The 12,556-nt window shown below is 68.6% G+C and carries 12 protein-coding genes; 10 read left to right on the top strand and 2 right to left on the bottom strand.

Annotated features, from left to right (window positions below; translation table 11 throughout):
- Nucleotides 1-252 precede the first annotated feature (252 nt).
- From alr to tsaD, 5 genes are read left to right on the top strand one after another with little or no spacing between them, the layout of a single operon-like run.
- Nucleotides 253-1,494, top strand: coding sequence for an alanine racemase (gene alr / locus ACZYZE_RS03470; protein ID WP_463906257.1), 1,242 nt, complete (start codon nucleotides 253-255; stop codon nucleotides 1,492-1,494).
- Nucleotides 1,491-2,102 carry a tRNA (adenosine(37)-N6)-threonylcarbamoyltransferase complex ATPase subunit type 1 TsaE gene (gene tsaE / locus ACZYZE_RS03465; RefSeq protein ID WP_463906256.1) on the top strand — a complete coding sequence of 204 codons (612 nt, stop codon included), beginning with the start codon at nucleotides 1,491-1,493 and terminating at the stop codon, nucleotides 2,100-2,102. The genes alr and tsaE overlap by 4 nt, the downstream gene beginning before the upstream one ends.
- The gene (gene tsaB, locus ACZYZE_RS03460; protein WP_459317060.1) at nucleotides 2,102-2,773 is read left to right on the top strand and encodes a tRNA (adenosine(37)-N6)-threonylcarbamoyltransferase complex dimerization subunit type 1 TsaB; all 672 of its coding nucleotides are present in this window, start codon (nucleotides 2,102-2,104) and stop codon (nucleotides 2,771-2,773) included. The genes tsaE and tsaB overlap by 1 nt, the downstream gene beginning before the upstream one ends.
- Nucleotides 2,774-2,820: 47 nt before the next feature.
- On the top strand, nucleotides 2,821-3,288 hold the full coding sequence (gene rimI, locus ACZYZE_RS03455; protein WP_459317093.1) for a ribosomal protein S18-alanine N-acetyltransferase: 468 nt from the start codon (nucleotides 2,821-2,823) through the stop codon (nucleotides 3,286-3,288).
- A complete protein-coding gene (tsaD, locus tag ACZYZE_RS03450; RefSeq protein WP_463906255.1) occupies nucleotides 3,285-4,427 on the top strand; it encodes a tRNA (adenosine(37)-N6)-threonylcarbamoyltransferase complex transferase subunit TsaD in 1,143 nt (380 codons plus the stop codon). The genes rimI and tsaD overlap by 4 nt, the downstream gene beginning before the upstream one ends.
- 121 nt (nucleotides 4,428-4,548) lie before the next feature.
- Here tsaD and ACZYZE_RS03445 read toward each other — a convergent pair whose 3' ends face one another.
- Entirely contained in the window at nucleotides 4,549-5,700 is a 1,152-nt protein-coding gene (locus ACZYZE_RS03445; protein WP_459317058.1) for a glutamate--cysteine ligase, read from the bottom strand.
- Nucleotides 5,701-6,139: 439 nt separating this feature from the next.
- Between ACZYZE_RS03445 and ACZYZE_RS03440 the strand changes: the two genes are divergently transcribed.
- Nucleotides 6,140-7,588: a glycoside hydrolase family 3 protein gene (locus tag ACZYZE_RS03440; RefSeq protein WP_463906254.1), complete on the top strand. Its 1,449-nt coding sequence runs from the start codon at nucleotides 6,140-6,142 to the stop codon at nucleotides 7,586-7,588.
- A 78-nt stretch (nucleotides 7,589-7,666) separates the two neighbouring features.
- Complete coding sequence (locus ACZYZE_RS03435; RefSeq protein WP_463906253.1) at nucleotides 7,667-8,518, top strand: shikimate 5-dehydrogenase; 852 nt, start codon at nucleotides 7,667-7,669, stop codon at nucleotides 8,516-8,518.
- A gap of 38 nt (nucleotides 8,519-8,556) precedes the next feature.
- Here ACZYZE_RS03435 and ACZYZE_RS03430 read toward each other — a convergent pair whose 3' ends face one another.
- Nucleotides 8,557-9,801, bottom strand: a complete 1,245-nt coding sequence (locus tag ACZYZE_RS03430; protein ID WP_463906251.1) for a THUMP-like domain-containing protein — start codon at nucleotides 9,799-9,801, stop codon at nucleotides 8,557-8,559.
- 67 nt (nucleotides 9,802-9,868) lie between these two features.
- On the opposite strand from ACZYZE_RS03430, the gene ACZYZE_RS03425 reads away from it, so the two are divergent.
- From ACZYZE_RS03425 to groL, 3 genes are all read left to right on the top strand, one after another.
- Nucleotides 9,869-10,303: a hypothetical protein gene (locus ACZYZE_RS03425; protein ID WP_459317054.1), complete on the top strand. Its 435-nt coding sequence runs from the start codon at nucleotides 9,869-9,871 to the stop codon at nucleotides 10,301-10,303.
- Nucleotides 10,304-10,545: 242 nt separating this feature from the next.
- On the top strand, nucleotides 10,546-10,842 hold the full coding sequence (gene groES / locus ACZYZE_RS03420) for a co-chaperone GroES (RefSeq protein ID WP_018773735.1): 297 nt from the start codon (nucleotides 10,546-10,548) through the stop codon (nucleotides 10,840-10,842).
- Between the two features lie 78 nt (nucleotides 10,843-10,920).
- Nucleotides 10,921-12,531, top strand: coding sequence for a chaperonin GroEL (groL, locus tag ACZYZE_RS03415; RefSeq protein ID WP_463906248.1), 1,611 nt, complete (start codon nucleotides 10,921-10,923; stop codon nucleotides 12,529-12,531).
- Nucleotides 12,532-12,556 lie beyond the last annotated feature (25 nt).

The raw sequence follows: 12,556 nt of genomic DNA, 5'->3' as shown, positions 1-12,556 counted from the left end.
TCCGCCCGGGCCCTGGCCTGGACATGATTCCGTTGTGTCCGCTCCTGGGTGCGAACAATGGGCATGTCCTCCGCCCGGTTGTCGGCCCCGAATCTGGTTGCCGTTGGACATGCCCTCCGCCCGAGCCGTGGCCTGGACATGGTCCCGTTTTGTCCGCGCCTGGGTGCGAAAAATGGGCATGTCCTCCGGAAACGGGATGTCGCCGCTGCGCACGAATTCAGAGCTGCGCGCTGCCGCCCCTAGAATCGTTAAGTGACTTACCCAGCAGCAACAGGTGACTTCCGGCCCGGGTCGGAAGCCGCGCCGGCCCACGTCGAGGAACGCTCGGCAGTAATCGACCTCGAGGCCATCCGGCACAACGTGCGGCGGCTCGCAGCCATGGCCTCGCCCGCCCAGGTCATGGCGGTGGTCAAGGCCGACGCTTACGGCCACGGCGCCGTTCCTGTGGCCCGGGCAGCGCTCAGCGCCGGCGCCAGCTGGCTGGGAGTCGCCCACATCTCCGAGGCCCTTGCCCTGCGCGCCGCGGGTATCGAGGCTCCCCTGCTGGCCTGGCTGCACACCCCGGAGAGCAACTTCGCCGCCGCCGTCGCCGCCGGAATCGACATCGGCTGCTCCGGCTGGGAACTGCAGCGGATCGTGGCGGCGGCCCGCACACAGGAACGGCCCGCCCGTGTCCATCTGAAGGTGGACACCGGTCTGGGCCGCAACGGGGCCACCCTCGATGCCTGGGACGGCCTCGTCGGCGAAGCCATGGAATACCAGGACCAGGGCCTGCTTCGGGTGGTGGGGATCTTCTCACACCTCGCGGTAGCGGACGAGCCGGACCGCCCGGAAACGGATGAGCAGCTCGAGGCCTTCCGCGAAGTCCTCGCCATCGCCCACGACGCCGGCGTGGACCCCGAGGTCCGGCACCTCGCCAACACCCCGGCCACGCTGTCCCGCCCCGATACCCATTTTGACCTGGTCCGCGTGGGCCTGGGCCTCTACGGGCTGTCCCCGTTCGAAGGGCAGAGCCCCGACGAACTGGGCCTGCGCCCCGCCATGACGCTCCGGACCGTCGTCTCGCACTGCAAGGACGTTCCCGCCGGCCAGGGCGTCTCCTACGGACTGAACTACCGCACCCGCGGCACCAGTACCCTCGGGCTCATCCCCCTCGGCTATGCCGACGGCGTTCCGCGCGTCGCCACCGGCGGGCCGGTTCGGGTGGAAGGCGTGAACTACCCCGTGGTTGGCCGCATCGCGATGGACCAGATGGTGATTGACCTCGGACCGCTTCACGTCTCAACCGGCGGGCCCAGCCTCCTCGGCGCCGAGGCCGTGCTGTTTGGCGACGGCGCCGACGGCGGCCCCACGGCGGAGGACTGGGCCAGGGCTGCCGGCACCAACAACTACGAGATCGTTACGCGGATCAGCCCCCGGGTGCCACGCCGCTATATCAACGAGGAACCGGACCGCAGCGCGGTGCCGGACGTCGCTGCAGGGCCGCGGCCGTGACCTCCCCGGCGTGGGAAAGGACCCTCAATGTCCGGACCGCGGAGCAGACGCACGCCCTCGGGGCTGCCCTCGGCGCCCAGCTCTTGGCCGGCGATCTGCTGGTCCTCACCGGCGAACTCGGCGCGGGAAAGACCACGCTCGCGCAGGGACTCGGGGAAGGACTGGGCGTCCGCGCCGGCATCATCTCCCCGACCTTCGTGCTGGTCCGCATCCACCCGAACCGGCCCGACGGGCCGCGTCCCGGCGGGCCGGACCTGGTGCACGTGGACGCCTACCGGCTGGGCTCGGCCGCCGAAATCGACGACATCGACCTGGAAAACACCATGGACAGTGCCGTGACGGTGGTGGAATGGGGCCGCGGCCGGGTGGAGCATCTGAGCGACAGCCGGCTCGAGGTGGACCTGGTCCGCAGCCTCGGCGGCGCCGTCCCGGCTGCCGGCGTGGCCGGCACCACCGAAACCGATACCCAGGGCGCCGGCCCCCTGGACTTTGACACCGGGGATGACGACGAGCCCCGCACCGTCGTGATCCGCGGCTTCGGCCCGCGCTGGGTGCACTCGCCGGTCCTGCCTGCGGCCATGCCCGAGCCCACGGAACGGAACTCCTGATGCTGATCCTCGCCATCGACACCTCGGCCGTTGCCAGCGCCGCGCTCCTCTCCGACGACGCCCTGGAATCCCTGATCGGCAGCTTTTCCACCGAGGACACCCGGAGCCATGCCGAAGTCCTAGCCCCGGGCATCGAGAAGCTCCTCGCGGACGCCGGCCTGGGCGGAGCCGACGTCGACGCGATCGTCACCGGGGTGGGTCCCGGCCCGTTCACCGGCCTGCGCTCCGGAATCGTCACCGCCCGCACCCTCGCTTTCGCCTGGGGCAAACCGCTGCACGGACTGATGAGCCTGGACGCCATCGCCCTTGAAGTGGCTGAGTCCACGGACGCGGCGCCGGAGTTCCTCGTGGCCACGGATGCGCGGCGCAAAGAGGTCTACTGGGCCCGCTACGCCCTGGCCGGCGGCCAACTCCCGCAGCTGATGGACGGACCCCATGTGGGATTCGCCGCGGACCTCCCCAGGCTTCCGGTCTACGGTGCCGGGGCCGGAATTTACTCCGACGTCGTCAAGGCAGTCCCCGGATTCAGCACCCGGCAGCCCGAAGCCCTCTCCCTGGGCCAGTTCGCGCTGGCCCGGCTCGCCGCCGGGGAAAAGCTGTTGGACTCGACCCCGCTGTACCTGCGAGAGTCCGATGCCCGGGTTCCGGGCCCCCGGAAGAGGGCACTGTGACCGGCCCGGAAGAAGTGCGGGCCACGGGCGCGGCAACGCTGCGCGCAATGACGGCCACGGACATTCCCGCGGTTCACGAACTCGAGCGCCGGCTCTTTCCGGTTGACGCCTGGCCGCTTCAGATGTTCGTCGATGAGCTGTCGCAGGCCGAAACCCGGCATTACCTCGTGGCCGAGCACGCCGGGAAAATCGTCGGCTATGCCGGCCTGATGTGTATGGAGCCGATCGCGGACGTCCAGACCATCGCCGTCGTACCCGAGCAGGAGGGCAAGGGGATCGGCTCCGCCCTGCTCACCGGGCTCATCTGCGAGAGCCGGAGCCGCCACGCCGAGGACGTGCTGCTGGAAGTCCGCGCCGACAATCCCCGCGCCCAGCAGCTCTACCGCCGATTTGGATTCGAACAGATCCACGTCCGGCCCCGCTACTACCGCGACGGCGTCGACGCGCTGATCATGCGGCTAAGGCTCACTGACGCACGCACCGACACCACGCCCCGGGAAGCAGACCGCCCATGAACCGCCCCCAGCACAGTGACCGGCCGCTGGTCCTTGGCATTGAATCCTCCTGCGACGAGACGGGCGTCGGGATTGTTCGCGGAACCCGGCTGCTGAGCAACACCGTGGCCTCCTCGATGGATGAGCATGTCCGGTTCGGCGGGGTCATTCCCGAGATCGCCTCCCGCGCCCATCTCGACGCGTTCGTCCCGACCCTCCGGGAATCGCTGGCCGAAGCCCGGGTGACGCTGGCGGACATCGATGCCATCGCCGTCACCTCCGGTCCCGGACTCGCCGGGGCACTGATGGTCGGCGTCTGCGCGGCCAAGGCCCTCGCCGTCGCCACCGGCAAACCGCTGTACGCGATCAACCACCTTGTGGCGCATGTCGGCGTCGGCCTGCTGCAGGCGGACGACGGCGGCCCGCAGCCGTTTCCGGGGGCGCGGCCGGAAATCCGGCCGGAAAACCGGCCGGAAACCCTGCCGGAAAACTTAGGCGCGCTGCTGGTCTCCGGTGGTCACACCGAGATCCTGCGGATCCGGAACATCACAGCAGACGTCCAGCTGCTCGGCTCCACGATCGACGACGCCGCCGGCGAGGCTTATGACAAGGTGGCCCGGCTGCTGGGCCTGGGCTATCCGGGCGGCCCGGTCATCGACAGACTGGCACGCACCGGCAACGCCAAGGCGATCCGTTTCCCCCGCGGCCTCACCCAGCCGAAGTACATGGGCACCGCCGAGGAACCCGGACCGCACCGCTACGACTGGTCCTTCAGCGGGCTCAAGACCGCCGTCGCCCGCTGCGTCGAGCAGTTTGAAGCCCGCGGCGAGCCGGTCCCGGTGGCGGACATCGCCGCAGCCTTCCAGGAGGCCGTGGTGGATGTGATTACGGCCAAGGCCGTGCTGGCCTGCCGGGAGAACGGCATCACCGAGCTGCTGCTGGGCGGCGGCGTGGCCGCGAACTCACGGCTGCGCCAGCTGACCGAACAGCGTTGCAGCGCCGCCGGGATCCGGCTGACCGTTCCCCCGCCGGGGCTGTGCACCGACAACGGCGCCATGGTGGCGGCCCTCGGCGCCCAGCTGGTGATGGCCGGTATTGCGCCGAGCGGCACCGGCTTCGCGCCGGATTCGTCGATGCCGGTCACGTCCATCTCCGCCTGAGGCCATCCCGCGACGCGGGCTGCCGGGCCCAAAGTAGCTGGCAGTTGCGGCCGTTGTGAGGGCTGAAAACGGCCCCTGCTGCGAGTTGGATGGGCGCGCGGCGCAGGTCCCGTTCCCCCAGTTAAGCTTCGGAGCCCTTGCGCATCTGCTTGACCAGGTCCAGAACGACGGCGCGCAGGTCGCCGCCGTGCTCTGCCGCCACGCGGCGCTGCCGCTGGTAGCCGGCGCCGCGCTCGATAATCTTCAGGACATCGGCCAACTCGGCTGTGCACCCCAGTTTCACGGCGACGGGTTCAAGCCGCGCGACCGTCTCGCGGATGTGGTCCGTGACGAGTTGCTCGTTGCCTTCAGCGTCGAGGATGATGATGGCGTCCAGGCCGTAGCGGGCCGCACGCCACTTGTTCTCCTGCACATGCCAGGGCGGCATGGTGGGTATGGTGCCGCCGTTGTCCAGCGTCGTAGAGAACTCGTCGACGAGGCACTGGGTCAGGGCGGCGATGGCTCCGACTTCCTCCAAGGTGGCCAGGCCGTCGCAGATGCGCATCTCGATGGTGCCGAAATGGGGGACAGGCCGGATGTCCCAGCGTATTTCGGAGAGCGAGTCGATCACGCCGGTGGTGAACATGTCCTGGGCGTAGGACTCGAAGTCTTCCCAGCTGGAGAACTGGAAGGGCAGCCCGGCGGTGGGCAGCTGCTGGAACATGAGGGCACGGTGCGAGGCGTAGCCGGTGTCCTCGCCGCCCCAGAACGGGCTGGAGGCGGAGAGCGCCTGGAACTGCGGGAAATAGTTGACCAGGCCGTCTAGGACGGGGAGGACCTTGTCCCGGCTGTCGAGGCCGACGTGCACATGGACGCCGTAGATGACCATCTGGCGGCCCCACCACTGGGTACGGTCAATGAGCTTCGCGTAGCGTGCCTTGTCCGTCACGGGCTGGAGCTGGGGCGGGCTGAAGGGGTGGCTTCCGGCGCAGAAGATTTCGACGCCCATGGGATCGGTGACATCCCGGACCGCGGCGAGGGAACTGCTCAGGTCCGCTTTCGCCTCGGCCACGGTGGTGCAGATTCCGGTGACGAGCTCCACCGTGTTCAGCAGCAGTTCCTGCTTGATGTGGGGGTGCTCGTCATCCTCGTTCAGCTCGGGATGCCGGGCGGCCACGCCGCGGAGTACTTCCTTGGCGACGGAGGCCAGCTCACCGGTTTCCGCGTCGACGAGGGCTAGTTCCCATTCCACACCAAGAGTTGATTGCCTGGATGAAGCGAAATCAATCTTCATGTGGTCCCTTCACTGTTCTGCTGTCCGTTTCCGCCACTCCGGCCGGCAACGTCACAGGCGGAGTCGCCGGACAGTTGGCAGGGCAACGGTGGTGCAAGTCTAGTGCAGGGGTAGCATCGAGACGGTGGCCAGGTTGCAGAGAACACGTGAAAGTGTTCACAAAAGGACTCCGACCGCAGCAGTCCTAGGCGCGGTCCTGGGGCTGGCCCTCGGGATTTCCTCCTGCTCGGCGCCTCCCGCCACGGACCGCTCCGCCGGCCCCGTGGCCCCCGGGCAGGCCGGCACAACGAGCCCGCGTCTGCACCCGGCCGGGCCGTCTCAGCCGCCGTCTCAGCCGCCGGGCGGCTCCCCGGAATCTGCGCTCCGGGCCGGAACCAGACCGCTTGGCTGGGGGCCGCAGCAACAGGACGCGGACGCCGCACGCAGGGCCGTCGCCGCGATGAGCCCTGAGCAGCGGGCCGGGCAGGTCCTGCTGCCGTTCTACGCCGGCCAGGACCATGAAGCCCACGCCGCAAGCGTGGAGCGGCTGCACCTGGCGGGCTCCATCATCATGGCCGACAATGTCCCGGGAACCCCCGCCGGCCAGGTGGACACCGGCGCCATGCGCGGCGTCACCGGCCGGCTCCAGGCGGCGGCGCGGGCGGACGGCCGCGGCTGGCCCGGACTGATCGGCGTCGACCAGGAAGGCGGGGTGGTTGCCCGGCTGCGCGCCCCGCTGACCGAGTGGCCTGCCCCGATGAGCTATGGCGCTGCCGGAAGCGCCCCGCTCGCGTCCGATGCCGGCCAGGCGATGGCCTCGGAACTGGCGGCCGTCGGCTTCAACACCAACTTCGCCCCCGCTGCGGACATCACCATGGGACCCGCCGACCCGACCATCGGCGCCCGGTCCATGTCCGGCAACGCCGACACAGCGGCGGACTTCGGCGTCGCGTTCTCGAAGGGGATGCTGGAGTCCGGGCTGCTGCCCGCCGCGAAGCACTTTCCCGGCCACGGCTCGGTGAGCGTCGATTCCCACACGGACCTCCCCGTCCAGGGCGCTTCCCTGGAGCAGCTCCGGACCAGGGACCTGTTACCCTTCCAGGCGGCCATCGACGCCGGCCTGCCGATGGTCATGACCGGACACATCGCCGTTCCGGCCCTGGAACCCGGGGTGCCCGCATCCCTGTCCAAGGCGGCCTATGCGGAGCTGCGCCGGATGGGGTTCGACGGCGTGGCCGTGACGGATGCGCTCAACATGGGGGCGGTCCGGGAGCAGTTCCCCAACGACTCGGCCGCACCGCTGGCGCTGGCCGCCGGCGCCGACCTGCTGCTGATGCCGGCAGACGTGGCCGTGGCCCACGGCGCAATCGTCGCCGCGGTCAAGGCTGGTGGCCTGCCGCCGGAGCGGCTGGCCGAGGCAGCACGCCGGGTGGTCACCATGATGATCTGGCGTGGCCGCACCGGGACCCCGGCGGGAACGGCACCGGGGACCGGCACCGAACTCTCGCAAAGGGTCTCCGAGGCCGCGATTACCGTGCTGTCAGGGCCGTGCCGCGGGCGTATGGTCCCCGCGAGCGTTCGTGTGACGGGAGGCTCCGAGGAGGACCGTTCGCGCTTCACCGCAGCGGCCAGGGACGCCGGCATCAGCATCGGCGACGGCCCGCTCGTTTCTCTGATCGGTTTCGGCGGGAAGCCGGCAGGGCCGGAAACAGCGGCGGCAGACGTGGCGGTTGCACTCGACGCGCCGTGGCCGCTGGCAGACTCGGCCGCCCCGGCCAGAATCGCCCTGTACGGCCGCAGCCAGGGAGCGTTCGATGCCCTGGCGGCAGTGCTCGCCGGCCAGGCGACGGCCCCCGGAAAGCTGCCCGTCGCCGTCGGACGCCAGCACCCGGGTTCCGGCTGCGGCTGAGGCCGGCGGCGCCGGGCGGTCGCCCAGCGGGTGCCAAGCCGCGCCGCCGTATAGTGCGGTCTGTCGTTTAATGGAGGGGTGCCCATCCTGAATAAAGACATGACCCTGTGCATCTCCCTGTCGGCCCGGCCGAGTAACAACGGGACGCGCTTCCACAACTATCTGTATGAACAGCTCGGACTGAACTGGATCTACAAGGCCTTTGCCCCGACGGACCTCGCCCAGGCGATCGCCGGCGTGCGGGGCCTTGGAATCCGCGGCTGCGCGGTCTCGATGCCATATAAGGAAGCCGTCATTGCCCTCGTCGACGTGATGGACCCCTCCGCGAAGGCCATCGACTCGGTCAACACGATCGTCAACGACGCCGGCCGGCTCACGGCCTACAACACCGACTACACGGCGATCGAGCAGTTACTGCAGCGCCATGCCGTGCCGGCCTCATACTCCGTGCTGTTGAAAGGCGCCGGCGGCATGGCCAAGGCCACCGCGGCAGCGCTGCGGGACGCCGGATTCACCGACGTTACGGTGATCGCCCGCAACGAGGAGGCGGGACGTGCGCTCGCCGGGCTCTACGGTTTCGCCTGGCGCGCCGACGTCGATTCATCCGGCGCCGGGGCCGCCGACATGATCATTAATGTCACCCCTATCGGTATGGCAGGGAGTATGGCAGGGAGTACAACGGGCGGCCCCAATGCCGACTCCCTGTCGTTCCCGCAGGAGGTGGTGGACGCCGCGACGGTGGTGTTCGACGTCGTCGCGCTGCCGGCCGAAACGCCGCTCATCAAGGCCGGCCGCGCCGCCGGCAAGACCGTCATTACGGGCGCCGAGGTGGCCACCATCCAGGCCCTGGAACAGTTTGTGCTCTACACCGGCATCCGGCCCGGCGAAGAGCAGGTCCGGGCCGCCGAGGAGTTCATGCGGGCGCAGTAGGCCGGGCGCAGCATACCGGGCCGGAGTCAGACCCGGAGTCAGACCGGCTCCACCGAAATGGCCACACGCTCCTCGCCGATCCTGGTGAGGACCAGGGTGGCCGTTTTCCTGGCGGCATTCTTTCCTGTGGCCTTGCCACCGCCGGTCTTGCCGCCCGGCAGCAACTGCTTGCGCAGTTCCTCCGGCGTGACCGAGGTGCCGCGTTTTTTGATGTCCAGCACGCCGATGCCGTGGTCCTTGACCCATGACTTGAGCGCCTTGACGTTGTACGGCATCACCTCCAGGACCCGGTAGGCCCGGGCAAACGGGGTGTCCCGCAGTTCCGGGGCGCAGATGTAGGCGATGTGCTCGTCCACGAGGTGCCCGCCCAGCTGGAGGGCGACGTCGGCCACCAGTCCGGCGCGGATGACGGCGCCGTCCGGCTCATAGAGGTAGCCCTCGACCGGACCCACGGGGGCCACCGGGCCGCCGTCGAAGTCCTCGGCGCTGGTGAGTTCTGCCGCGCCCTCGGAGCCCAGCAGGAGGGCGGCACGTCTGATTCCGGGGCGCCGGACCGCGTTGAACCACAGCGACACCTCGGTGACGTCCCCGCCCACCGAGACCCACTGGGCTTCGCAGTCTTTGGTCACCGAGTCGTGCGGCATGCCGGGGCCCATCTTCACGCCCACGGCGAGTCCGGCGCCGGCCAGGGACTCGACAAAGGACAGCGGCGGGGAGAAGTCTTCCGGGTCCCAGAGCCGTTTGGTGCCGGAGGTGGAGGTGGTGCGGCGGGCCGGGTCCAGCCAGACGCCGTCGACGCCGTCGAGGGACACGGTGGTGGCGTCCGCGTGGACCACCGTGGCGTTCCGGAACGGGATCAGGTTCATCGTGGCGCAGGCGGCGGTGGTCTCATCCATCTCCACCGCGGTCACCTGGACATCCAGGGACGCCAGGGCCATCGCGTCGGCGCCCAGGCCGCAGCCAAGGTCCGCGACACGGGTGATGCCAGCCTCCACGAACCGCTGGGCGTGCCGGGCCGCGACGGTGAGCCGGGTTGCCTGCTCCAGTCCGGCCTGGGTGAAGATCATCTGCCGGGCGAACTCGCCGAACTTGGCCTCGGCCCTGGTCCGGAGCCGGGACTGGGTGAGGACGGCGGAGACCAGCTCGGGGGAGTGGCCGGCCTTCCGTAGCGAAGCATTCAGCCGGAAAGCCTCGTCCTCCCGGTACGGCCCCAGCGACGCCAGGAGCTCCCAACCCTCGGGATTGAGGAGCGGTGCGATCTGGTCCTGCGTTGCGTCAGCCATGCGATCAAGCCTAGAGCAGACACGGTTCAGGCTCCGTCCGCCCGGCGCGCCCGATAGGCTGGACGGCATGGATGACAGCGGCACGCAAGACAGCAGCAGGAATGACGGCTCCACCGACGACGATGCCGCCGTACAGTACGCCGATGAGGACCAGCGCAGCCGCCAGGGGCTTGTCCGATACGCCCGGCCGGCGCTGATCGCTGGAAGCGTCATGGCGGTGGTCTGTGTGGCGCTCCTGGTCATCATCTTCTTCCTGGACTCCTTCAACGCGACCATCTACTCCGTCGGCGGCAAGGACGTCACGGACGCCACCGACGAGGCTCGCAACATCCGGGAGACCTACGCCGCCGCCCGGGCGGGCGGCATCATCTTCCTCATCACCGGCGTTGTCCTGGCCGCCGCGGGTGGCGTGGTGCTGTACCGCCACCGCAGCGAATCTGGCCGGGATGCGGGCGAAGAAGACGGCGAAGACGTGGACTTCGACGACCTCGGCGAACGGTAGCCGGGGACCCGTCCCGGGCAGATTCCGGGCCTCGCCGGCGTTCACCCGGAACGAACTTCTGGCACTCGCCTTGACCGAGTGCTAACTACTTACATAGAGTCGTCATTAGCACTCTCCCTAGGAGGGTGCTAACACCTGAAGCTCTGTCAGCCAGGTATGCTGCCGGCACCGCGACGACGGTCTGTACGCCATGGCAGCACAGCTTCACAGTCCACGAATTTGCTGACGAATAGGAGAGGTCCTTGTCGGTCTCTATTAAGCCTCTTGAGGATCGTATTGTTGTCCGCCCGCTCGAAGCCGAGCAGACCACGGCTTCCGGCCTGGTTATCCCGGACTCCGCGCAGGAAAAGCCGCAGGAAGGCGAAGTTGTTGCAGTAGGCCCCGGCCGCTTTGACGACAACGGCAACCGCGTCCCGATCGATGTTGCCGTCGGCGACGTTGTCATCTACTCCAAGTACGGCGGAACTGAAGTCAAGACCGGCGGTACCGAGTACCTCGTGCTGTCCGCCCGCGACGTTCTGGCGATCGTCGTAAAGTAACTCTCTTGGACCCCCGCGCAGCCGATCCCTCGTTGATGGATCAGTTGCGCGGGGTTCTGTCTTTGAAAGGACAAAACCATGGCAAAGCAGCTCGCGTTTAACGACGCTGCCCGCCGGTCGCTTGAAGCCGGCATCGATAAGCTCGCCAACACCGTCAAGGTGACCCTTGGCCCGCGCGGCCGCAACGTCGTGCTGGACAAGAAGTGGGGCGCCCCCACGATCACTAACGATGGTGTCACCATCGCCCGTGAAGTCGAGCTGGATGACCCGTACGAAAACCTTGGCGCGCAGCTTGCCAAGGAGGTCGCCACCAAGACCAACGATGTTGCCGGTGACGGCACCACCACCGCCACCGTGCTGGCCCAGGCCCTCGTCAAGGAAGGCCTCCGCAACGTTGCGGCGGGCGCTGCCCCCGGCGAGATCAAGCGCGGCATCGAGGTCTCTGTTGAGGCCGTCGCAGCCCGCCTGCTGGAAAATGCCCGTCCGGTCGGAGGCACCCAGGTAGCCAACGTCGCCTCTATCTCCGCACAGAGCGACGAGATCGGCGAGCTCCTGGCCGAGGCCTTCGGCAAGGTCGGCAAGGATGGTGTGATCACCATCGAGGAATCCTCCACCACGCAGACCGAACTGGTCCTCACCGAGGGCATGCAGTTCGACAAGGGCTACCTGTCCCCGTACTTCGTCACCGACGCGGAACGCCAGGAAGCAGTCCTCGAAGACGCCCTGATCCTGATCAACCAGGGCAAGATCTCTTCGGTCCAGGACTTCCTGCCGCTGCTGGAAAAGGCGCTGCAGAGCTCCAAGCCGCTGTTCATCATTGCCGAGGACGTCGACGGCGAGGCTCTCTCCACGCTCATCGTCAACCGCATCCGCGGCACCCTGAACGTCGTTGCCGTCAAGGCACCGGGCTTCGGCGACCGCCGCAAGGCCATGCTGCAGGACATCGCCACCCTCACGGGCGCACAGGTTGTCTCTGCGGAACTGGGCCTCAGCCTGGACACCGTTGGCCTCGAGGTGCTGGGCACCGCCCGGCGCATCACCGTCACGAAGGACAACACCACCATCGTCGACGGCGCCGGTTCGGCCGAGGACGTCGCAGCCCGGGTTTCCCAGCTGCGCGCCGAGCTGACCCGCACGGATTCCGATTGGGACAAGGAAAAGCTGCAGGAACGCCTGGCCAAGCTGGCCGGCGGCATCGGCGTGATCAAGGTCGGCGCAGCCACCGAGGTGGAGCTGAAGGAAAAGAAGCACCGCATCGAAGATGCTGTCTCCTCGACCCGCGCTGCCCTTGAAGAAGGCATCGTGGCCGGCGGCGGCGCCGCCCTCATCCACGCCCTCAAGGCGCTCGACGAGGACCCGGCAGTGAAGGCCCTCGAAGGTGACGCGGCGGCAGCTGTCGGCATCGTCCGCCGGGCACTGACCCAGCCGCTGCGCTGGATCGCCCAGAACGCCGGCTTCGACGGCTATGTCGTCGTCGCCAAGGTTGCCGAATCCGCCGACAACCAGGGCTTCAACGCCAAGACCGGCGAATACGAAGACCTGATCGCTGCCGGCGTCATCGACCCGGTGAAGGTGACGCGGGCGGCCCTCCGCAACGCTGCCTCCATCGCAGCCCTCGTTCTCACCACAGAAACCCTCGTGGTCGAGAAGCCTGCCGATGAAGGCCAGCACGCGGGCCACCAGCACTAAGGTTCGACGGCGGCGCCCGCACCGG

It is taken from the genome of Pseudarthrobacter woesei, assembly GCF_055412745.1.
This window is presented reverse-complemented; position numbering and strand designations above follow the sequence as displayed.

Coding starts and splice junctions, on each gene's coding strand:
- tsaB (WP_459317060.1), top strand. CDS start 2,102: ATGCTGATCCTCGCCATCGACACCTCGGCCGTTGCCAGCGCCGCGCTC.
- rimI (WP_459317093.1), top strand. CDS start 2,821: ATGACGGCCACGGACATTCCCGCGGTTCACGAACTCGAGCGCCGGCTC.
- tsaD (WP_463906255.1), top strand. CDS start 3,285: ATGAACCGCCCCCAGCACAGTGACCGGCCGCTGGTCCTTGGCATTGAA.
- ACZYZE_RS03445 (WP_459317058.1), bottom strand. CDS start 5,700: ATGAAGATTGATTTCGCTTCATCCAGGCAATCAACTCTTGGTGTGGAA.
- ACZYZE_RS03440 (WP_463906254.1), top strand. CDS start 6,140: ATGAGCCCTGAGCAGCGGGCCGGGCAGGTCCTGCTGCCGTTCTACGCC.
- ACZYZE_RS03430 (WP_463906251.1), bottom strand. CDS start 9,801: ATGGCTGACGCAACGCAGGACCAGATCGCACCGCTCCTCAATCCCGAG.
- ACZYZE_RS03425 (WP_459317054.1), top strand. CDS start 9,869: ATGGATGACAGCGGCACGCAAGACAGCAGCAGGAATGACGGCTCCACC.
- groL (WP_463906248.1), top strand. CDS start 10,921: ATGGCAAAGCAGCTCGCGTTTAACGACGCTGCCCGCCGGTCGCTTGAA.